General features: G+C 71.8%; 18 protein-coding genes and 2 tRNA genes. 14 read left to right on the top strand and 6 right to left on the bottom strand.

Annotated elements, in window-relative coordinates; genetic code table 11:
- The first annotated feature begins 60 nt into the window (after positions 1-60).
- Together ACSMXW_RS11100 and ACSMXW_RS11105 are read left to right on the top strand one after the other, a co-directional pair.
- Positions 61-621: a hypothetical protein gene (locus ACSMXW_RS11100; RefSeq protein WP_485807963.1), complete on the top strand. Its 561-nt coding sequence runs from the start codon at positions 61-63 to the stop codon at positions 619-621.
- Positions 612-685: transfer RNA gene (locus ACSMXW_RS11105), tRNA-Lys, on the top strand. The genes ACSMXW_RS11100 and ACSMXW_RS11105 overlap by 10 nt, the downstream gene beginning before the upstream one ends.
- A gap of 99 nt (positions 686-784) precedes the next feature.
- Here the strand turns inward: ACSMXW_RS11105 and ACSMXW_RS11110 are convergent.
- Positions 785-2,413: a M6 family metalloprotease domain-containing protein gene (locus ACSMXW_RS11110; protein ID WP_485805694.1), complete on the bottom strand. Its 1,629-nt coding sequence runs from the start codon at positions 2,411-2,413 to the stop codon at positions 785-787.
- 1,199 nt (positions 2,414-3,612) lie between these two features.
- Between ACSMXW_RS11110 and ACSMXW_RS11115 the strand changes: the two genes are divergently transcribed.
- Positions 3,613-5,424 (top strand): putative bifunctional diguanylate cyclase/phosphodiesterase, encoded by a 1,812-nt coding sequence (locus ACSMXW_RS11115; protein ID WP_485807965.1) that lies wholly within the window; start codon positions 3,613-3,615, stop codon positions 5,422-5,424.
- A gap of 108 nt (positions 5,425-5,532) precedes the next feature.
- Here the strand turns inward: ACSMXW_RS11115 and ACSMXW_RS11120 are convergent, their stop codons facing one another.
- The 3 genes from ACSMXW_RS11120 to ACSMXW_RS11130 all read right to left on the bottom strand — a co-directional run bounded on the left by ACSMXW_RS11120 (position 5,533) and on the right by ACSMXW_RS11130 (position 8,973).
- Positions 5,533-6,642, bottom strand: coding sequence for an LLM class flavin-dependent oxidoreductase (locus ACSMXW_RS11120; protein ID WP_485805696.1), 1,110 nt, complete (start codon positions 6,640-6,642; stop codon positions 5,533-5,535).
- A gap of 576 nt (positions 6,643-7,218) precedes the next feature.
- Positions 7,219-7,956 carry a maleate cis-trans isomerase family protein gene (locus tag ACSMXW_RS11125; RefSeq protein ID WP_485805698.1) on the bottom strand — a complete coding sequence of 246 codons (738 nt, stop codon included), beginning with the start codon at positions 7,954-7,956 and terminating at the stop codon, positions 7,219-7,221.
- Positions 7,957-8,133: 177 nt separating this feature from the next.
- A complete protein-coding gene (locus ACSMXW_RS11130) occupies positions 8,134-8,973 on the bottom strand; it encodes a maleate cis-trans isomerase family protein (RefSeq protein WP_485805700.1) in 840 nt (279 codons plus the stop codon).
- 369 nt (positions 8,974-9,342) lie between these two features.
- On the opposite strand from ACSMXW_RS11130, the gene ACSMXW_RS11135 reads away from it, so the two are divergent.
- Both ACSMXW_RS11135 and ACSMXW_RS11140 read left to right on the top strand, forming a co-directional pair.
- Positions 9,343-10,299: a D-2-hydroxyacid dehydrogenase gene (locus ACSMXW_RS11135; protein WP_485805702.1), complete on the top strand. Its 957-nt coding sequence runs from the start codon at positions 9,343-9,345 to the stop codon at positions 10,297-10,299.
- 39 nt (positions 10,300-10,338) lie between these two features.
- Positions 10,339-11,835 (top strand): amidase, encoded by a 1,497-nt coding sequence (locus ACSMXW_RS11140; protein WP_485805704.1) that lies wholly within the window; start codon positions 10,339-10,341, stop codon positions 11,833-11,835.
- Positions 11,836-11,937: 102 nt separating this feature from the next.
- Here the strand turns inward: ACSMXW_RS11140 and ACSMXW_RS11145 are convergent, their stop codons facing one another.
- A complete protein-coding gene (locus ACSMXW_RS11145) occupies positions 11,938-12,441 on the bottom strand; it encodes a DUF3830 family protein (RefSeq protein ID WP_485805706.1) in 504 nt (167 codons plus the stop codon).
- A gap of 95 nt (positions 12,442-12,536) precedes the next feature.
- Here ACSMXW_RS11145 and ehuB point away from each other — a divergent pair, with 95 nt between their 5' ends.
- The 5 genes from ehuB to ACSMXW_RS11170 all read left to right on the top strand — a co-directional run bounded on the left by ehuB (position 12,537) and on the right by ACSMXW_RS11170 (position 15,876).
- On the top strand, positions 12,537-13,442 hold the full coding sequence (gene ehuB / locus ACSMXW_RS11150) for an ectoine/hydroxyectoine ABC transporter substrate-binding protein EhuB (RefSeq protein WP_485805708.1): 906 nt from the start codon (positions 12,537-12,539) through the stop codon (positions 13,440-13,442).
- Entirely contained in the window at positions 13,439-14,188 is a 750-nt protein-coding gene (ehuC, locus tag ACSMXW_RS11155; RefSeq protein WP_485805710.1) for an ectoine/hydroxyectoine ABC transporter permease subunit EhuC, read from the top strand. The genes ehuB and ehuC overlap by 4 nt, the downstream gene beginning before the upstream one ends.
- The gene (ehuD, locus tag ACSMXW_RS11160) at positions 14,185-14,835 is read left to right on the top strand and encodes an ectoine/hydroxyectoine ABC transporter permease subunit EhuD (RefSeq protein WP_485805711.1); all 651 of its coding nucleotides are present in this window, start codon (positions 14,185-14,187) and stop codon (positions 14,833-14,835) included. Before ehuC ends, ehuD begins: the two co-directional genes overlap by 4 nt.
- Positions 14,825-15,640 (top strand): ectoine/hydroxyectoine ABC transporter ATP-binding protein EhuA, encoded by an 816-nt coding sequence (gene ehuA / locus ACSMXW_RS11165; protein ID WP_485805713.1) that lies wholly within the window; start codon positions 14,825-14,827, stop codon positions 15,638-15,640. The genes ehuD and ehuA overlap by 11 nt, the downstream gene beginning before the upstream one ends.
- A gap of 159 nt (positions 15,641-15,799) precedes the next feature.
- Positions 15,800-15,876: transfer RNA gene (locus ACSMXW_RS11170), tRNA-Lys, on the top strand.
- Positions 15,877-16,345: 469 nt separating this feature from the next.
- Here the strand turns inward: ACSMXW_RS11170 and ACSMXW_RS11175 are convergent.
- Entirely contained in the window at positions 16,346-17,086 is a 741-nt protein-coding gene (locus ACSMXW_RS11175; protein ID WP_485805715.1) for a tyrosine-type recombinase/integrase, read from the bottom strand.
- Here ACSMXW_RS11175 and ACSMXW_RS11180 point away from each other — a divergent pair.
- The 4 genes from ACSMXW_RS11180 (at position 17,085) to ACSMXW_RS11195 (ending at position 20,660) form a co-directional block, all read left to right on the top strand.
- Positions 17,085-17,435, top strand: coding sequence for a Scr1 family TA system antitoxin-like transcriptional regulator (locus ACSMXW_RS11180; RefSeq protein ID WP_485805716.1), 351 nt, complete (start codon positions 17,085-17,087; stop codon positions 17,433-17,435). The two genes, ACSMXW_RS11175 and ACSMXW_RS11180, sit on opposite strands and share 2 nt — an antisense overlap.
- A gap of 10 nt (positions 17,436-17,445) precedes the next feature.
- The gene (locus tag ACSMXW_RS11185) at positions 17,446-17,643 is read left to right on the top strand and encodes a DUF397 domain-containing protein (RefSeq protein WP_485805718.1); all 198 of its coding nucleotides are present in this window, start codon (positions 17,446-17,448) and stop codon (positions 17,641-17,643) included.
- A 192-nt stretch (positions 17,644-17,835) separates the two neighbouring features.
- Complete coding sequence (locus ACSMXW_RS11190) at positions 17,836-19,236, top strand: helix-turn-helix domain-containing protein (RefSeq protein WP_485805720.1); 1,401 nt, start codon at positions 17,836-17,838, stop codon at positions 19,234-19,236.
- A 243-nt stretch (positions 19,237-19,479) separates the two neighbouring features.
- A protein-coding gene (locus ACSMXW_RS11195; RefSeq protein ID WP_485797810.1) for an IS3 family transposase occupies positions 19,480-20,660 on the top strand; the annotation gives its coding sequence in 2 pieces (ribosomal slippage) (positions 19,480-19,764 and positions 19,767-20,660; 1,179 coding nt in all).
- Positions 20,661-20,687: the final 27 nt, after the last annotated feature.

A 20,687-nucleotide genomic window follows, 5' to 3' on the forward strand; every position in this document is an offset into this window, starting at 1 on the left:
GCAGGCAGCGCGGGCGCCGTAAGAGCCCCGGGCACCGCGGACGCCGCAACCCCCCGCAGGATCACCCGCGAGGGCGCCACCTGGCTCGTCTCCGCAGGAACGTATCCCCGAACCACCCTCACCCGCTGGACCGCCCGCCCCACCACCCCGCTCGTCCTCCCCTGCGGCACCGCCTTCGACGTGGTGAGCGCACCCGCGGCCTTCGGCCGAAGGATGCTCGACCACCTCCGGGCCGAGGGCCCGGGCTCGGGCCCCGTCGCCGCACACCGGGGCCGCACCCTCCTCTTCGCCGCACCGGGCACCGCCCACCGCCTGCCGTCCCTGCTCCGCTGGGAGGAGTGGGGCACCGCCACCGGGAACCGGCGCCACGCGGTGCCGCCGCTGCTCTGCCACGGCCCCGGCGACGCGGTGACGGTGCCGCCGCTGACCCCGGGCGGAGCCACGGGACCGCACTGGCTGGTCGCCCCCGGCACCCGGCAGCCCTGGCTCCCGGGCCCCGAGGTACTGCTCTGGGCCTGCCTCCGCGCGGTGCGCGAGGTGGACGGCGGCGCGGTACGCCTATCGATTTTTCCTCGCGCCGACCTGGGTGCTACTGTCTACGACGTCAGCAGGCGCCGCTAGCTCAGTTGGTTAGAGCAGCTGACTCTTAATCAGCGGGTCCGGGGTTCGAGTCCCTGGCGGCGCACAGACAGTGAAGGGCCCATCGCACTACGCGAGGGGCCCTTTCACATCCGGTCCCCATGCCGTCGGCGCCCCGCCCCCTCGCCGGCCCCGGGGCCCACCCTCACCCCGTCCGCACCGAGACCTGCCAGCCCCCCGACCGCGTCCGGCCCCCCACCCCCAGGTCGATCCGCACCCGCCCGTCCGGCACCCGGAAGTGCTCGCCCGAGCCGACCGGCGCGTCCGCGAGCGGCGGGTACACGGACGCACCCCAGCAGGCGGCCGTCCGCGGGTGCGCGTCGACCACCTCCACCGGCCCGCCGCCGGAGGCCGTCGAGCTGCGCACCCGGTACACCAGTACGCCCTGGGCGCAGGTCGACCGGTCGTTGCCCTGCGCGCTGCGCGCCTCGAAGGCGATCGCACTGGTGCGGCTGGTGCGCACCACCACAAGCCGGGCGGAACGCACGGCACCGCCCCCGCTCCCGCCGGCGTCGCGACCGAGGCCAGGGCCGCCACCGCCGCCACGAGCCACCCCGCCGCCCCGGCCGGCCCCGCCGCCCCCGCCGGCCCCGCCGCTCCCGCCCTGGTCCGCGCCCCCGCCACCGCCACCGGGCGCACGCGCCCCCGCCGCGCCGCTATGCGCCCCGGGGCCGTCCGGCCCGGACGCCGTTCCCGCCGCGAGGGCGGAGCCTGGGCGTGCCGGCGGTGCGGACAGCGGCTCCAGGGCGACCCGGGTGCTGCCGCCGCCCTCCACGCAGACCACCTGGCGCGGGTCCAGCCAGCCGAGCTTCCACTTGTGCCAGGCGAAGAAGTCCGGCGCAAGACCGAACTGGCTGCCCATGACGTCCCAGTCCCCGACGTATGTGTCCCAGTCACCCTTGCCGTCCGAAGGACGGTGGTAGAGGTCCGGCAGATCGAAGACATGTCCCGTCTCGTGCGCCAGTACATTCCGGTCCGGCGGATGCCGCTCGAAGACGGTCACGATGCGTCTTAGGCTCGTACCGTCAACGGTGAAAGGCCGGTCGAAATTGACCACCTTCGTTGCGTCGGAATCAACGCCGGGTGCATCCGGGTCGGCCACGAAATAGACAAGGTCGTACTTCCCGAAGTCGACATGCGGATCGGCGGCGGCCACCGCGTCCCGCAGGTACTCCGTCCGGCGCTCGGCGTCCCAGTCGCGCCGTATCCGGTAGGCGGTGGAGGGCTGCGGCATCCTGATCCAGCCGTGCCGCGGATGCGGGCGCAGCCGGAAGCTTCCGTAGGACGCCCGCTCGTAGAAACCGCTGGTGGCCGGGAAGTAGTCGGCGAACAGTTCGGCGGGCGTGGTCGCCGGGCGGGAGTCCGGGAAGGAGAGGAAGACCAGCACGGCGTCCAGCGTCCGGCGCGGCCGCGGATAGGCGGCGTTCCAGGTGTCGAGTCCCTCCGAGTGGTGCGCGCGGGTGCGCTCCAGCGCGCACGGCGCCGGCTGCCGGCCGGCGATCGCGGGCCCGGCCACCAGCGAGGTGGCGGCCAGCGCGGTCAGTGCGGTGAACGCCGCGCCGGTGCTGCGCAGCCGCCGGTCGCCGCGCGGCTGCTCGTCGCCGCCGCCCTCCCCGCCGCCTCCGCCGCCCCCGCGCCCGCCGTCGTCCCTGCCGCCCCCGCCGCCCAGCGCGAACGGCTCCGCGAGGCCGCCGGGCCACCGCCTGTCCATGCCGGGGATCACGTCCACGGCACTGTCGGCCGGCCCTCCGGGCCCGCAGAACGGCTCTGCCATCTCCTGGGGACGGAGCGGTGGCGGCACGGCTACCTCCGGGCGCGGAACGGGGGACTCCGCACCCAGCCTGGTGGCGTTCGTCTGATTTTGTCCTGTTGGCCTGACCCAGCCGGGTGAGCAAAGAATGACTCTTTTGCCACTCACGGAACGTCACGACCGGTCGACTACCGAAAAAAGCCAGAGCCGAGGCAGAGCAAGACCGGACGGAAACGATCTGGCGATGAACTGACGATGAACCGTTCCGGAGCGCACGGGCCACGCCTGGCTGGACCGTGGCTGGATACGCCTCGGGCCGCGCTCTATGATCGGCACACTTTCCTGCGCGGACCTGGCCGAAGCGGCCCCACCCGACCGCCCGGCCCGCCCGCCGCGAGGCCCATGACGAGCCCCGGAGCACGGGGGACGCCGCCCAGGCCCCCCAGGCACCGGGGGGAGACGTGTACGACATCGACTGCACTACGACTGCACTGCGGGAGCAAGCGGTGAGCGGAACGCCCGAAGGACCGGCCCCTCCGGCCAACCTCGCCCACCGGGCCGTCACGGAGCGTCACGCCCGCGGCTCCCACGGCGACCCGGGAGCCGGCGCGCCGCCGGGCGCCCGCGCTGCCGGGCCCCGCGGCGGCGCGGAGTCCGACGAGGACCCCGGCCCGCGCGATCCGGAGCCGCACAGTCCGGCGCCCCGCGCGACCGACGGCCCGACCTCGGCCCCTGCCCCTGCCCCTGCCCCTGCCCCTGCCCCGACCACCGCGTCACCCACACCGGCACCATCGCCGTCACCAACACCGCCAGCCTCACCGGTGCCCAGATCCGCGCCCGGGCTCCCGGACCCGGCCACCGCCGCCCCGGAGCCCCCCGGCCCCCAGCCCCTCGGCCCGCACCCCACCGGCTTCCAGACCACCGGCTCGGACCCCACCGGCTCACGGCCCACCACCCCGGAGCCCACCACGCCGGAGCCCACCGGCCCGGAGCCCACCGGCCCGGAGCCCACCGCCCCCGCGCCCACCGGCGCGGAGCAGGTCCGTCCCGTGCCGCCCGCCCTGGCACCGAGGGCGGTCCCCTGTGCCCTGGACGTCGAGCTCACTCCGCTCGCGCCCACGGTCCCCGCCGCGCCCGCGCTTCCGCTGGCCCCCGCGGTCCCGGCCCCGCCCGCCGTCCCGGTCGCGCCCGCCGCCGACGTCCCGCTCTCCCCCGCCGTCCACCTGGCCGCCTTCGACGCGGCGCCCGTCGCGCTGGCCGTCGTCGACAGCAGGGGCATCGTGGTGCACGCGAACACCGCCTTCACGCGGATCTTCGGCGCCGGCCGCGCCGACCCCACCGGCCGGGTCGCCGCCGACCTGCTGAACCTCGCCTCCGACACCCGAACCTGGCAGGCCTACTGCGAGGTGCTCCGCGGCCGGGGCACCAAGCTGCGCTGCACCCGGCGCCTCAAGCACCCCGCGGGGCACTCACTGTGGGGCCAGGTCACGGTCGTACCGCTGCCGCCCGGCGAGACGGCCGACGAGACCGGCGGCGCGGTGCTGCTGTCCGTCCTGGACATCAGCGCGCGCCGCGAGCTCCAGGCGCGGCTGCGGCACCTCCAGATGCACGACCCGGTGACCCGGCTCGCCAACCGCACCCTGTTCTTCGAACGGCTCACCAACGCCCTCGAACCGGGCGGGTTCGACACGTACGACAGCGACCGCGACCCCCAGGACGCCCGGACCCCCGCCGGCACGCCCGGCTCCCACCCCCTCTACGGCGCGTACGGGGACGGCGGCACCGGCCGGATCGGGCTGTGCTTCCTCGATCTCGACGGTTTCAAGGCGGTCAACGACACCCTGGGCCACCGGGTCGGGGACCGGCTGCTCGCGGCCGTGGCGGAGCGGCTGACGCGCTGCGCGGACCAGGCGGGCTGCGGGCGGGCCGGCACGCCGCTGGTGGCCAGGCTCGGTGGCGACGAGTTCGCCCTGCTGGTGGAGGACTCGACCGGCACGGAGCAGGTCGCGGACCTCGCGGAGTCGGTGCTGCGGGCCCTCCAGGAGCCGTTCGACCTGGCCGGGCAGCGGCTCACGATCTCCGCCTCGATCGGGGTGGTCGAGCGCCGCATGGCGGGCACCACGGCCACCGGCCTGATGCAGGCCGCGGACACCACGCTGTACTGGGCGAAGGCCGACGGCAAGGGCCGCTGGACGCTCTTCGACCCGGAGCGCAACGCCCACCGCATGACCCGCCAGGCGCTCTCCTCGACGCTCAGGGCCGCCGTCGACCGGGGCGAGTTCGTCCTCGACTACCAGCCCCTGGTCGGCCTGGAGAACGGCGGACTGCACGGCGTGGAGGCGCTGGTGCGGTGGCACCACCCGCAATTCGGGCCGTTGACGCCGAATCGGTTCATCGGACTGGCCGAGGAGGACGGCTCGATCGTGCAGCTCGGCCGCTGGGTGCTGCGCACCGCGTGCCGCCAGGCCCGCCGCTGGCAGCTCGACCACCCCGACGTCCCTCCGGTCTATGTGAGCGTGAACGTCGCCGTGCGCCAGGTGTGGGACTCCGACCTGGTGGCCGATGTCGCGGAGATCCTCGCCGAGACCGGGCTGGCGCCCCGGCTGCTCCAGCTGGAGCTCACCGAGTCCGCGGTGATGGGCTCCGCCGGCCGCCCGCTCCAGGCCCTCCAGGCGCTCAGCGACATGGGCGTCAGGATCGCCATCGACGACTTCGGCACCGGCTACTCCAACCTCGCCTACCTCAGCAGGCTGCCGGTCTCGGTGCTGAAGCTCGACGGCTCCTTCGTGCACGGCTTCCGCTACGACGACGGGGCGCACCCGAACCCCGCCGACGAAGTGATCGTCGAGGCCCTGGTACAGCTCGCGCACCGGCTCGGCCTCTCCGTCACCGCCGAGTGCGTGGAGACCCCACGCCAGGCGGACCGGCTGCGCCGCATCGGCTGCGACATGGCCCAGGGCTGGCTGTACTCACGCCCGGTGGCCCCGGACCACATCGCCGGAATGCTGACAGCGGGCGCCTGCCTCCGGGCGTAGCCCGTGCCGCGGACGAACGCAAGGGCACGCCCCGAAGGGGCGCGGGGATGGGGGCGCCTCCCACGCCCTTGAGGCAGTGGGGGAGCGCGGCGCGCCGAAACCCCCCGGCTAGGCCCCGGGCAACCCGTACACGTCGGCGATCAGCTCGTAAGAGCGCACCCGCACCTCCCCACTGTGCGCATTGGCGGTGATCATCAGCTCATCCGCCCCGGTCCGCTTCTGCAGCTCGTCGAGCCCGCTGCGCACCTCGTCCGGTGTGCCGTGGATCACGTTGGCGTTCCAGGTGTCGATGAACTCACGCTCGATCGGGCTGAACTCATACGCCTCGGCCTCCTCGGGGGTGGGCACGAGCCCCGGCCGCCCGGTCCGCAGCCGCACCATGCCGAGCGCGGCGGCCAGCACCTGCCGGCGCGCCTCCCGCTCCTCGTCGGTCGCCAGCGCCGAGACGCCGATCAGCGCGTATGGCGCGTCGAGCACCGCGGAGGGCCGGAAGGACTCCCGGTAGAGGTCGAGCGCGGGGACCGTGTTCTGCGCCGAGAAGTGGTGGGCGAAGGCGAACGGCAGCCCGAGCACGCCGGCCAGCCGGGCGCTGAAACCGGAGGAGCCGAGCAGCCAGATCGGCGGCCTGGCCGGCGACTGCACCCCGCCAGCCGCGCTGGCCTGAACGGGCCCCGGCACGGCGTGGATGCGGGCGTACGGGTGGCCGTCGGGGAAGTCGTCGTCCAGGAACCGGGTCAGCTCGGCGAGCTGCTGGGGGAAGTCGTCCGCGGTCTCGTTCAGGCGGTCGGTGCGGCGCAGGGCGGCGGCGGTGGCCCCGTCGGTGCCGGGCGCGCGGCCCAGGCCCAGGTCGACCCGGCCGGGGGCGAGCGCCTGGAGGGTGCCGAACTGCTCCGCGATGACGAGCGGCGCGTGGTTGGGCAGCATCACGCCGCCCGAGCCGAGCCTGATCCGGTCGGTGTGCGCCGCGAGGTGGGCCAGGATCACCGCGGGCGAGGAGGAGGCGACGCCCGGCATCGAATGGTGCTCGGCGACCCAGTAGCGGTGGAAGCCGCGGCGCTCCGCGAGCCGGGCCAGCTTGACGCTGGTGCGCAGCGCGTCGGTGGCGGTACTGCCCGCGCCGACGGTGGCCAGGTCCAGCACGGAGAGCGGCACGGGGGCGGTGCCCTTCGCGTGCCCGACGATCTCCTCGGACGACTGGGCGGGGTCGCTCGCGTTCACCTGGGGTGCTCCTATCTCTGGGCTGCGCCCGGACGAACGGGAGGTGGGCTCCGTTTTATTCCCGTCCCCGAACCCGGGGCGCCCCGGAAGGGCGCGGGGCATCGTGCGCCCCGCCGCGATGCGACCCTGCGGGTCGCCACCGCCCCGAAGGGGCGATTCCTGCCGTCCCCGGACCACCGGCCGGTACCTGGTTGCGCGCGCAGTTCCCCGCGCCCCTTCGGGCACGCCCTCCCGTTGGGCTCGGCCCCCAAGGAGCGCGGGGAACTGCGCGACCAGCCACAACGAAACCCGCACGTCGCCACCGCCCCCGAAAAGACGATTCCCGCCATCCCCGGACCACCGGACAGCACCCGGCCACGCGCACAGTCCCCACACCCCTGCGGGGACGCCCTCCCGTTGGGGCTCGCCCCCAAGGGGCGCGGGGAACTGCGCGACCAGCCACAACGAAACCCGCACGTCGCCACCGGCCCCGAAAAGACGATTCCCGCCATCCCCGGACCACCGGACAGCACCCGGCCACGCGCACAGTCCCCGCACCCCTCCGGACCGCCCCCGGCCCGCCCACGCGGCCCCGGTTCAGGTCGTGACCTGAACCAACGGCTCCTTCGTGAAGAGCGCCCCCATCGCCGGCGCGTTCACCCGGCGCCCCGCGAGCCGCAGCCCTTCCCAGGCCGTGACCTGGTTCGCCGTGAGCACCGGCTTGCCGAGCACATCCTCCAGTTCCGGCAGGTACGCCACGGTGTGCAGCGCGGTGTCGGGCATGAGGAGCACCTCGGCGTCGGGGTGGTCGCCGGCGCGGGCCAGCGCGAGCACCTCGTCGCGCCCCCACGTGCCCACCTCGGCGGCGGTGATGATGCCGCTGGCGCGGGTGGTCAGCACCTCGATGCCGCCGGCCGTCAGGAAGTCCCTGAAGAGCGCGGTGACGTCCGCGGGGTAGGTCGCCGCGATCGCGACCCGCTCGGCCGCCATCTCCTGCGCCGCGTGCAGGAACGCGAAGGACGTGCTGGACGCGGGCAGCCCCGCGGACTTGGCCAGCGACCGCACCTGGTCGTGGGCGCCCTGCCAGCCGTAGACGAAGCTGGCGCTGGTGCACGCCCAGACGACGGCCTCCGCACCGGACAGCCGCAGCTCCTCGACGCCCGCCGACAGCCGGTCCGCGGAGCCCATCTCGAGCAGCGCGTCCACGCGGTGCGCGTCCTCACCGATGTCCGTGTGGACGACGGTGAGCCGGACACCGGTGCCGAACAGCTGCTCCATGCGCGGATAGTCGTCCTCCGCCGAGTAGCCGGGATAGAGGAATCCCAGTGCGGTCACGTCCAGCCTCCTTCTGCGGGTACTACGCCGGGTGGGCCGCCCGGTGGGGACGGACCACCCGATGACGGGTGGGGCCGCCGGGCACCGCCGACGACCGGCGGGCGGCGCCGGGCGCCGCCGGGTGGGCCCGCGACGGCCCGGCGCCGTGGTCCCTCAGCCGGCGGGACGCGCGCGCGGTCACGCCCAGCCGCCCTCGGCCTCGGCCGCGGGCGGCGCGTCCGGCAGGGCCGGTCCGCCCCCGGCCGCGGCGGGCGGCTGGTCGAACCGCGCGGCGCCCGGCCTGGCACCGGGGTTGAGCAGTGCCTGGTAAGGCCCCACGGCTCGGATACCCAGGTGGCGGAGTGCGGCCCACATCGTCACCTGGTTCGCGGACAGCACCGGCATCCGCAGCTCGGCCTCCAGCTGCGGGATCACGTCGTACGTGGGGAGGTTCGTGCAGCTGATGAAGAGCGCGTCCGCCACGCCGCGCACGGCGTGCCGGGCCATGTCCACCACATCACGGTACGGCACCTTCCAGATATGCCGGGTCAGCCCGAGCCCGGCCCGGCCCGTGACCTGCACCCCGGCCTCCGCGAGGTACTCCTCCAGCGCGCCGGTGACCGAGTCGGTGTACGGGGTGACCAGGGCGATCCGGCTGGCCGAGACCTCTTCGAGCGCCTCGAGCAGCGCGCCGGAGGTGGTCAGCGAGGCCACCTCGCCGGCCCGGTTCATCGCCTCGCACATCGCGCGCTCGCCCGCGGTGCCGCCGACGAAGCTGCCGGAGGTGCAGGCGTACGCGATGATCTCGGGCTCGGCCACGCTCAGCGCGCGGACCGCCTCCTCGAGGGTCTCATGCTCGCTGACCATCCGGGCCAGGTCGAGGCTGACCTCGACGGGCACGAACGGCGTGCGGGTCAGGTAGAGCGAGATCTCGTCCGGAACCCACCGCCACAGTTCACGGTCGAGGGCGAAGTCGAACGGCGCGACGATCCCCACACCGCGCTGAGGGTGGGGTCCACCCAGGATCGAGACGTCCATTGCAAGCCCCAATTCAGAAATCGAGCCAGGAGGAGCATGAGAAGCATTGAGGTGCGACGGCCGAGGCCGGATTGACACCGAAGTCAGGAGGATCACCGCGGAGCCACCGGATACCAGTGTGAAGCATCCGGAACCGGACACGGCCGGGGAAGATCACACAGGCGCCGGAGAGCCCCTGGAGGAGCTCCGGAGTACGTAAGACCGGCAACGCCGGGACGTCGGGACAGAAGAGCGCACGGAGCCAGCAGAAGAGGTCCGTGTTGACGAAGGTAGGTTCGGCTGCCAGCGTGGTCAATCCGCATATTCCAGACGGCCTCGGCCGACACTGACCAGGGAAGCGGAACGCCGTTGCAGGAGGGTTTCATCCTGATGTCCGAAGCCGCTCTTCCCACCCTGCTCGTCCTGGGCTGCGAGCCCCCTCCGCGGCTCGGCGGGCTCACCGGGCGCGCCCGGATCGTCTACACCGACGCGACCACGCTCGCCGACCAACTTCCCGGCGCGGACGTCCTGTTGGTGTGGGATTTCAGCTCGCACGCACTCCGCTCGGCGTGGCCGGGCGGAGGCCCGCGACCACGCTGGGTGCACACCGCGAGCGCCGGTGTCGATCATCTGCTGAGTCCGGAGCTGGCCGCCTCGGACACCGTGGTGACCAATGCGCGGGGGATCTTCGACCAGCCGATCGCCGAGTACGTCGCGGCCCTCGTCCTGGCGATGGCGAAGGATCTGCCAGGCACTTGGTCGCTTCAGACCCGCCACGAGTGGCGGCACCGAGAGACGCAGAGAGTGGCCGAAAACCACGCTTGCGTGATCGGCGCGGGCCCCATCGGGCTGGCCATCGCCCGGACGCTGCAAGCGCTGGGGATCACCACGGCCGTGGTGGGCCGTACCGCACGCCCGGGCGTGCACGCCGGCGAGGACCTGGAGCCGCTGGTCGCGGCCGCCGACTGGGTGATCAGCGCGGCGCCGCTCACGGACGCCACGCGGGGCATGTTCGACGCCCGGTTCTTCGGGCTCATGCGGCCCTCCGCGCGCTTCGTCAACATCGGCCGGGGCCCCCTCGTCGTCGAGGCCGACCTCGTCGAGGCGCTGTCCAGGCGGTGGATCGCGGGCGCCGCCCTCGACGTCTTCGAGCAGGAGCCGCTGCCGCCCGGCAGTCCCCTGTGGGACACCCCGGGGCTGCTGGTCAACCCGCACATGAGCGGCGACACCATCGGCTGGCGGGACGACCTCGCGGCCCAGTTCGTCCGGATGTACGAGCGGTGGGAGGCGGGCGAGCCGCTGCCGAACGTCGTCGACAAGGAACGCGGCTATGTGCCGGGCGCCTGAGCCGCCGGCGGCACCGGCGGCACACCCGAAGGAGCGTGGATGACCGAGCTCACAGATCTGACCGCCACCCGGCTCATCGCGGGCTACCGGGACGGCACCCTCAGTCCCGTCGACGTGGCCGAGGCGGCCCTGCGGCGCTGCGAGGACATTCAGCCCTCCGTGAACGCCTTCGTCCGGGTGGACGCCGACCGGGCCCGCGAGCAGGCGCGGGCGTCCGAGGAGCGCTGGCGGCGCGGCGAACCGCAGGGTCTGCTGGACGGCGTCCCTGTGACCGTCAAGGACATCCTGCTGCAGCGCGGCACGCCCACCCTGCGCGGCTCGCTGACCGTGGCCTTTGAGGGCCCCTGGGACGAGGACGCGCCGTCGGTGGCGCGGCTGCGGGAGCACGGCGCGGTCTTCCTCGGCAAGACGACCACCCCGGAGTTCGGCTGGAAGGGCGTCACGGACTCCCCGCTGTCGGGCGTCACCCGCAACCCGTACGACGTCTCGCGCACCGCGGGCGGCTCCAGCGGCGGCAGCGCGGCGGCCGTGGCGCTGGGCGCGGGCCCGCTGTCGCTGGGCACGGACGGCGGAGGCTCGGTGCGGATCCCGGCCGCCTTCTGCGGCATCTTCGGGCTCAAACCCACGTACGGGCGGGTGCCGCTGTACCCGGCGAGCGCGTTCGGCACGCTGGCGCACGTCGGGCCGATGACCCGGGACGCCCTGGACGCCGCCCTGATGATGGACGTGATCAGCGCGCCCGACTCACGCGACTGGTCCCACCTGGGCCCGGTGCGCGGCAGCTACGTCGAGGCCCTCTCGCAGGCGCCCGACGGCGCCCGGCTGCGGGAGCCCGCCGAGGCGCTGCGCGGCCTGCGGGTGGCGTACGCGCCGGCGCTTGCCGGGTATGCGGGGGCGCAGCCGGCGGTGCGCGCGGCGGTGGACCGCGCCGTGCGGCGGCTGGCCGACCTCGGGGCGGTGGTGGAGGAGGCCGACCCGGGCTTCGCGGACCCGGTGGAGGCGTTCCACACTCTCTGGTTCAGCGGCGCGGCCCGCACCACCGAGCCGCTCGGCGCCGAGGCACGCGACCTGCTCGACCCGGGCCTCCGGGAGATCATCGCGCTGGGCGCCGGCTACAGCGCGCTGGACTACCTGGCCGCGGTGGACGTCCGGATGGACCTCGGCCGCCGGATGGGCCGCTTCCACGACACGTACGACCTGCTGGTGACGCCGACGCTGCCGCTGACCGCGTTCGAGGCGGGGCGGGAGGCGCCCGCCGCCACGCCCGGCAGCCCCGGGCAGGGCGCCGGCGACGGCCGCTGGACCGGCTGGACCCCGTTCACGTACCCGTTCAACCTCACCCAGCAGCCGGCGGCCTCGGTCCCCGTCGGCACGGACGACGCGGGCCTGCCCATCGGCCTCCAGCTCGTGGCGGCCCGCCACGCGGACGCGCTCGTCCTGCGGACGGCGCATGCGCTGTACGAGGCGGGGGTCGCCGTCGAAGGGCGTCCCGCGCTGGACCAAAGCCCGTCCGGGGGCACCTCCCAGGCGCTTTAGGTACGGGGTAGGCACGGGTGGAGTCCGAGGACTAGCCCGGAGGGCCCCGGCGCGACAGCCGGGGTCCGGGGCCCGCAGGCCCCCGGGCCTGGGAAACGCCCCTCACGCCCGCCGGAACGCCAGCGTCTCCCCGATCGCCCCGGCCCGCCAGAGATCCTGACACGCGTCCGCCATCCGTTCGAGCCCCTCGACGACCTGCCCCCAGACGATCCCGGGGATCCACCCGAGATCCCCGTTGATCAGCAGATTGTTCCGCTCGTAGAACAGCGCCAGGTCGACCATCGTGGCCCCGGCCTCGACCCCCGCGTCGGTGCTCGCGTACCCGTAGGCCTGGCTGCCGAGCTGGGTCCCGTTGAAGGAGAAATAGCAGAGGTCGCCCGGAATGGGAGTGACGGTCGGATTCTCCAGCGGCGGCTCCTTCTCGCTGAACGGCTCGAAGAGGGCATAGATCTCGTTGCGGGCGTATTTCGCGTGGTAGACGTCACCGCCCAGCGGCAGCGCCTCCCACACCGCCGCACAGGTCAGCGGCGCCCGGTCGTCCAGCAGCTTCGCCGTACAGGTCACGCCGCGCTTGGCCAGGGACACCTCGATGAATCGATCAGTCATGACCTCATCGTGCCCACAAGGTCAAGCCCGCATCACCCGCGACGGGGCCGAAAGCGATCGGCATATCTCGCATGAGATCGGGTAGCCGCGCGCCCATGGCTCCGACTCCGGAAAGACAGAAACCACGAGAACCAGGCGGCATACGGCGCCGCTCCCTGCTCGCGAGTGCCGCGGCGCTGGGCACCGCCGCCACCGTCGGAGGGATGGCCGGATGTGCCCGGGTGGACCAGGGCAACACTCTGGAGCGCCTCCGGTCACAGGGCGTGGCCAGACTCGGGATCGCCGGCGAGGTGCCGTTCGGGTACGTCGACCAGAACGGCGCTTTCACCGGCGAGGCCCCCGACCTGGCACGAGTGATCTTCAAAAGACTGGGCGTCGGCAAGGTCGAGCCCGTCCCCACCGACTTCGGCTCGCTGATCCCGGGCCTGAACTCGCAGCAGTTCGATGTGGTCTCCGCGGGGATGTACATCAACAAGGACCGCTGCCAGCAGGTCATCTTCGCCAATCCCGAATACCAGATGCTGGACGCCTTCATCGTCCGCAAGGGCAATCCGCTCAATCTGCACAATTACCAGGACGTGGTGAAGTCCAAGGCGAAGTTCGCCACCGGCACCGGATACGCCGAGATCGACTATGCGGTGCAGGCCGGGATCAAGCAGAGCGACATCGTCATCCTCCAGGACCAGGTGGCCGGCCTGAACGCCGTCGAGTCCGGCCGCGTCGACGTCTTCTCCGGTACCGCGCTCACCACCCGCACGGTGGTCGAGAAGAGCACGAAGGCCGAGGTCACCGCGCCCTTCGCGCCCCTTGTCGACGGCAAGAAGCACATCGACGGGGGCGGCTTCGCGTTCCGCCCCGTGGACACCACGCTGCGGGACGCCTTCAACGTCGAGATCGCCAAGATGAAGAAGAGCGGCGAGCTGCTGCGCATCCTGCGGCCCTTCGGCTTCACCGAGAAGGAAATGACGAAGCTCACCGCGAAGGAGCTCTGTGCCCAATGACCACAGGACTGTGGGAGCACTGGGTCCTTCCCGGTATATGGATCACCGTTCAGCTCACGATCTACAGCGCCGCGCTCGCGGCCGTCGTCGCCTTCGGCGTCGGCATGGCCCGCACCCACCACCTGCGTGTCGTCCGCTTCCTCGCGGGCCTCTACACAGAGGTCTTCCGGGGCACTTCTGCCCTGATCCTGATGTTCTGGACGTTCTTCGTGCTGCCGCTGCTGTTCGGCTGGCAGCTCGTGCCGATGTGGGCGGCGGTGCTCGCCCTCGGCCTGTCGTACGGGGCGTACGGCGCCGAGGTCGTGCGCGGGGCGCTCAACTCGGTGGCACCGGCTCAGCGCGAGGCGGGGGTCGCGCTCAGCTTCACGCCCTGGCAGCGGATGCGGCTGATCCTGCTGCCGCAGGCCGTCCCGGAGATGATCCCGCCGTTCAGCAACCTGCTGATCGAGCTGCTCAAGGGCACCGCGCTGGTGTCCCTGCTGGGCATCGCGGACACCTCGTTCGCCGCGTACCTGGTGCGCCTGGCCACCCAGGAGAGCGCCAAGATCTACTCGATCACCCTTGTCATCTACTTCGTGCTGGCCTTCGTCCTCTCCCGCGGCATGCGGGTGCTGGAGCGGAAGACCAAGGCGAACATCGGCCGGCCCACCGAGCCGGGGCTGATGAAGCGGCTCTCCCCGCGCCGCTCCCCCGAGGACGCGAACCAGCGCCTGAAGGACCTGACGGAGACCGGAGGTGTCGCATGAACTGGGAGTGGTCGGCCGTCGGTGACTTCATGCCGAAGTTCTGGGACGGGGTGCTCACCACGCTGGAGGCGGTGGCACTCGGCTCCGTGATCTCCTTCGCGGTGGGCCTGGTGTGGGCGCTCCTCCACCGCGCCCCCACCCGCTTCGTGCGCTGGCCGGTCGCGGTCGTCACCGAGTTCATCCGGAACACGCCCCTGCTGGTGCAGCTTTTCTTCTTCTTCTACGTGCTGCCCGAGTGGGGCATCGAGTTCAGCGCCCTCGCCACGGGCATCCTGGCGATCGGGCTGCACTACTCGACGTACACGATGCAGGTCTACCGCGCCGGGATCGAGGCCGTGCCGCCCGGCCAGTGGGAGGCGGCCACCGCGCTCAGCCTGCCCGCCCGCCGCACCTGGACCGCGGTGATCCTGCCGCAGGCGATCCGCCGGGTGGTGCCGGCACTCGGCAACTATGTGATCTCGATGCTCAAGGACACGCCGATCCTCATCGGCATCGGTGTCCTGGAGATGCTCAACGAGGCCCGTCAGCAGGGCGCCGAGACCTTCCGCTACGTCGAGCCGTTCACCGTCGTCGGCGTCGCCTTCATCGTCATCGCCTATCCGGCATCCCTTCTCGTACGAGCCCTGGAGCGTCGTCTTGTCCGCTGACACCTCACCCAAGAGCCTCGACACCAACCCACCCGTGGACGGCAGCGAGCTGATCCGCTTCGACAAGGTCACCAAGCGGTTCGGCAGCAATGTCGTCCTGGACGAACTGGACTTCTCGGTCGCCTCCGGCAAGCACGTCACCCTGATCGGCCCGTCGGGCTCCGGCAAGACGACCATCCTGCGCCTGCTGATGACCCTCACCAGGCCCGACTCGGGCACCATCAAGGTGAACGGCGACTACCTCACCCACGAGCGGAAGAACGGCAAGCTGGTGCCGGCGGGCGACAGGCACGTCCGCGAGGTCCGCAAGCACATAGGCATGGTCTTCCAGCAGTTCAACCTGTTCCCCAACATGAAGGTGCTGCGGAACATCATGGAGGCGCCGGTGACGGTGCTCGGCATGTCCAGGGACGAGGCCGAGGAGCGCGCCCGGGAACTGCTCGACCTGGTCGGCCTCGGCGACCGCTGCGACGCCTTCCCCACCCAGCTCTCCGGCGGCCAGCAGCAGCGCGTGGCCATCGCCCGCGCGCTCGCCATGCGCCCCCAGGTGCTCCTGCTCGACGAGGTCACGTCCGCCCTCGACCCGGAACTCGTCGCCGGCGTCCTCGACGTCCTGCGCGACATCGCCCGCACCACGGACATCACGATGCTCTGCGTGACCCACGAGATGGGCTTCGCACGGGACATCTCGGACCGGGTCCTGATGTTCGACGCGGGGCGGGTGATCGAGTCGGGGTCGCCGGACAAGATGTTCAGCGAGCCGGAACACGAACGCACCCGGGAGTTCCTGAGCGCGGTCCTCTGACCCCACCCACGTCTCCCACGCCCCGACGGCCCCCCGCCCGGGCCTCCGGCCCACGGTCCCCGGCGCCGGCTCCCCCGGCCCCGCCTCCCCATGACCGCCCGCCCCCACCGGGTGGTCGGGAGCACCCCCGCGGACCAGGTAGTATTTCCTTGTCAGCGGGCGCCGCTAGCTCAGTTGGTTAGAGCAGCTGACTCTTAATCAGCGGGTCCGGGGTTCGAGTCCCTGGCGGCGCACCAGCCTTCACCGGGCTGACCTGGGCGTTCTCGGTTTCCGAGGACGCCCTTCGGCGTTTCAAGATCGCGTATGGGTCCGAAATGGGTCCGTGTGCGGGAGGCGCGTCGGTGGGCGAATCAGCTGGTCGGGAATGCGTGCCCCGGGGCTCAGCGCCCACCCCACCATGCGGCAGACTGCCCGTTTCCACTCGGTACATGCACCGCGCCGCACACACCTCCCGAACGGTGAGAGGACATGTGCGGCGGGGCGACACACGGGCTCAGCGCGGGCAGGGCGGGTTGGATCAGATGCGGCGCAACCGCACGGGGGACTTTACGCGTGACCGTTCTGGTTGCTGAAGTCCTGCTGCCAGAATCACGCGGGCGACGGCACCCGCGGCGTGGTGTTTGACCTCGTCGACCACGCTCGTATACGTGTCGCGGGCGAGCGTGGGGGAGGAGTGGCCGAGCATCTCCTGGACCACTTTGAGATCTACACCCGCGGACAGGGCGTGGGGGCGGCGCCGTGGCGCAGGTCGTGCAGCCGGATCGGCGGCAGCCCGGCTTCGCGGACGAGCTGCTTGAACTGTCCGGTCACCCAGCCCGGATGCAGCGGGGTCCCGTCGCCACTGGTGAAGACGATGCCGGTCTCCACCCACCGCGCTCCATGAGCCAAACGCTTCTCCCTCTGTCGCCGACGGTGCACGGTCAGGACGGTGACGGTCAGCGGGTCGAGGGCGATGGTCCGTTCTCCTGCATCCGATGTGGGCTGGCCGGTATGGGTGGCCCAGCCGAGTTGCACGATCTGTTCGCGGATCTGCATCGTGGCCTTCTCCAGGTCCACATCGCTCCAGCGCAGACCGCAGGCCTCACCGCGGCGGATGCCCGAGAAGGCAACGAGGTGGAACAGGGCTCCGAGCTGCCGGTGCCTGCGGGCACGGGTGAGGAAGGCAGCGGTGTGGGGTGCGTCCCACACCATCACCGGCGAGGGTTTCTCCCCGGTTCGCCGCCACGTGCTGATGCGTTCGTCCGTCCACACCAGCGCTCGGGGCCGTCTGGCGGCGGGGAGTTTGACGAGCTTGGCCACATTGACCTGGATGAGCTGCTGGGCCTGGGCATCGCTCAGAGCTGCCCGCAAGGTGGCCCGCACGGACAGCTTGCCCGCCGGGCCGAGCGGCCTTGTGTGGGGTGGAAGCGCGGCCAGCCGTGCGCGGGCCGCACGGGCCACCGCCATGTCACCGTTGCGCCGAGCCTGGCGTGCGGCATCGGTGAGGGTGTGCCGTGCCTGGTTGTTTTACCTGCTGGAACGCGGACGCGCCGGGTCCACCAGCATCCAGGTCCTCCCGTTCTCACGCGGCGCATACGCCGCCTCCCTCACCAGTTTCGTGATCCTGGGAGGTCCGGATCCGTCACTCGACGTGATCTTCATCGAGAATCAGGTCGGCAGCCTGGTGCTGGAGGAGGCGTCGGCGCGGGCCGAGTACGCCAGCGCGATCGAGTTCCTTCGAGGCGAGGCCCTCGACCCCGACTCCTCGGCGGCCCTTATCGCCGAGGCCAGAAAGATGCACCTGCAATTGACGTAGCGAGGAATTCGTGGACCACTTCCTACCTGCCTGGCGCAAGAGCAGCTATAGCGGGAATCCCAACAACGAATGCGTCGAGTGCGCACGCTCCCGCAAGGGCCGCATACTCGTTCGCGGCTCCAAAGATCCGGCCCGCGCCATCGTCAGCTTCGGCCACGAGGCCTGGTCGGAATTCGCAGACGCAGTCCGTGCAGGTCACCTTGGGTGAACGGTTGTACCCGACCCGGGGCTGAACAGGCACCGCGCTCGTGCCGGGCGGCCTCGTGCGAGGGGCGCCGGTTGCGGCGTCTTCGCTGTGGGGGTAACCACAGTCCAGCCCCGGGCACAACGGAATCGACTTGATGATGCGGACAACCGCGCAGAGCTCTCGTTGTCCGCATGAGGTGGCAAGGGGGAAACCATGCCACAGAAGCCGAAATCCCTGGACGACTCCGTATCGCTGCTGGCCTGGTTCGGCGTCGAGGTGCGGAACTGGCGCAACCAGCGCGGCCTGAGCACCGCCCAGTTGGGCAGGAGAGTCAACGTCAGCGCGTCCCTGATCGAGCGGATCGAGAAGGGCACCCGCTCCTGTGGAACCGCCCGGGCAGCCGCCTTGGACGCGGCGTTGGATGCCGGTGGGGCACTGATCAGACTGTGGCGGCGCGTCGAAGACGATGCGGACAACAACAGCGGAAGCGCGGGCACCGAGCTGACGGCCCGCCCCATCGCCGAGGCAGCGCCGAAGCCGAGGGATGCCGTGCCGGAGGAGCCCGGCACGGTCCTGGGTGAGAGCGAGACAACCATGGAACGTCGATCCTTTCTGGCCGCCGCCAGCGGCACAGCCGTATCGGCAGCGCCGCTCGTGGGCTCCGTACCGGCGCTGGGCCATGGGGCCTTGCCGAAGGTCATCCGCGTACAGGACGTGGAGCAGATTCATGCCGCCTCCACCGCTCTCTCCGGATGGGACAACCTCTACGGCGGCGCCGGCATGGTGCGTGAAGCCTCCGTAGGACAGCTCACCTGGGCCTCACGTCTGCTGCACGTACGCTGCCCGGCACCGCTGAAGGAACCGCTCTTCACCGCGGTCGGCAGGCTCGCGGTCGTCATGGGCCCCGCCGCCTTCGACGCCTACGAGCACGCCGAAGCACGTCGGCTGCTGAAGTTCGCCGTCGAGTGCGCCGAGCACGTCGGCAACTGGCACCTGCGCGCCAACGCCCAGAACTGGCGGGCCCGGCAGGCGGTCTGGGTGGGCGCACCCGACGAGGGCCTGACCCACGCCGAACAAGGGCTCGTCCGTGCCGACCGCCTGAGCCCGCGGGAGCAGGCCATGCTGCACAACGCCCGAGCCAGGGCCCTGGCGAAGATGCGCGACGTCCAGGGCACCCTGGCCGCCATCGGCCGCAGCGACGATGTCTTCTCCCACGCCCGGCCAGGCGAGGACCAGCCCTGGATGGCCTACTACGACCACGCCCAGCACCACGGATACACCGCACACGCCCTCTACGACGCCGCGCTGCTCTCCGGCTACTCCCCACGGCCGGCCGCCGACCGCTTCCGCGTCGCCATCGCCGGCCACCGGGACAACTTCGTCCGTTCACGCGCAATCTCGGGAACCAAGCTCGCATCGCTCACGATGGCAACCGGAGACCCACGCGAGGCCATCGCCATCGCGCACAAGGCATTGAAAGAAGCCGGCCGGGTGAGTTCGAAGCGCACCCTCGACGACGTGCGGGACCTGCGCCGCCTCTCCCTCAACCGGGTACTCCCCCAGAGCGAGTTGGCGCAGCTCCGCGAGCACATCGACACCTCGGTCCTGTCATGACAGCAGACCGCCGCAGCGAGTCCTTCGCAGTCCTCGCCGAGGCCGTACGTACGGCAGGCATATCTGCCTCAGGAGCAGAACCGATCCGTTTCGCCGAGAACGACATCTGGCGACTCCCGGGCAAAATCGTCGCTCGTATCTCCCGAGCGGGTCAGCAGGGCGCTGCAGCCCGGGAGGGGACTGCTGCAGGGTTGGGTGACACCTGACCTGGCTTGCTGAGAGGCGGCCTGGAAGGATGTTGCAGTGCCCAAGCCGTATCCGAAGGAGTTCCGCGAGGACGTCGTGCGGGTCGCGCGCAACCGCGAGCCCGGCGTCACGCTGGAACAGATCGCCGCCGACTTCGGCGTCCACCCGATCACGCTCTCGAAGTGGCTGCGCCGCGCCGACACCGACGAGGGCGCCAGGCTCGCAACGACGTCGGGCGAGGCGGCCGAGCTACGCGAGGCCCGTAAGCGGATCCGGTTGCTGGAGCAGGAGAACGAGGTGCTCCGGCGGGCAGCGGCGTATCTGTCACAGGCGAACCTGCCGGCAAAATGATGTACCCGCTCGTCCGCGAGCTGGCCGCCGCCGATGCCCCTCACCGGGTGCCGGTGGCGGTGACGTGCCGGGTGCTGAGGCTGGCACGCCAGCCCTACTACCGGTGGCTGGCCTGCCCGGTCACCGACGCCGAGCTGGCCGAGGCGTATCGGGCCAATACCCTCTTCGACGCACACCGCGACGATCCCGAGTTCGGTCACCGGTTCCTGCTCGACGAGGCCCGTACTGCCGGTGAGCCGATGGCCGAGCGGACCGCCTGGCGGATCTGCCGGGACAACGGCTGGTGGAGCGCCTTCGGCAAGCGCAAAGGCCGCGGCAAGAACGCCAAGGCTGGGCCGCCGGTCCACGATGACCTGGTGCGGCGCGACTTCACCGCCGACGGGCCGAACCGGTTGTGGCTCACGGACATCACCGAGCACACCACCGGCGAGGGCAAGCTCTATCTGTGCGCCGTCAAGGACGCCTTCTCGGGGCGCATCGTGGGCTATTCCATCGACGCCCGCATGCAGTCCCGCCTCGCCGTGGCCGCGTTGGAGTCCGCCGTCGCCCGCCGCGGCCAGGTGGCCGGGTGCGTGGTGCATTCGGACCGCGGCTCGCAGTTTCGGTCACGGAAATTCGTCGCCGCTCTCGTCCGCCACGGACTGGCCGGCTCGATGGGTCGGGTCGGCGCAGCGGGCGACAACGCTGCGATGGAAAGCTTCTTCGCGCTGCTGCAGAAGAACGTCCTCGACCGCCGTACCTGGGCCACCCGTCAGGAGTTGCGGACCGCGATCGTGACGTGGATAGAGCGCACCTACCACCGGCGCCGACGCCAGAGACGCCTGGCCCGTTTGACCCCCGTCGAGTACGAGATCATCATGACCCCACCTGCAGCACTGGCTGCATAGACCCCCGCTGTCACCCGATCATGCAGC

The sequence above is a fragment of the Streptomyces sp. DSM 116793 genome, from assembly GCF_057320905.1.